The following is a 222-nucleotide window of genomic DNA, read 5'->3' as shown; positions in this document are numbered from 1 at the left end:
CCAGCACGGCGATGGCGTCATTCTCCAGGCGGGCGCGCCCGCGCAGCTCCGCCGAACGCGACTGCTCCAGCAAAGCCTGCACCCTGGCCGCATCAAAGGTCGGCGCACCCGCGACATCGACCGCCTCGCGCCGCGCCGCGCGCGCCGCCTCAAAATCGGGGCGGGCGGCCAGGGCGGATTCGCGCAGGCTGGTGTGGACCTTCTCGCGCACATCCTGCGGCA

1 protein-coding gene is annotated in these 222 nt (G+C 73.4%); it reads right to left on the bottom strand.

The window, feature by feature from the left end:
• On the bottom strand, positions 1–222 hold a 222-nt coding region (locus ACM03V_RS34600; protein WP_414625334.1), incomplete at both ends, for a periplasmic heavy metal sensor.

It is taken from the genome of Calothrix sp. CCY 0018 (assembly GCF_963920925.1).
Lineage (GTDB): Bacteria > Cyanobacteriota > Cyanobacteriia > Cyanobacteriales > Nostocaceae > Rivularia.
Note: the sequence above shows the minus strand (reverse complement) of the source record. Positions and strands in the feature narration are given on the sequence as shown.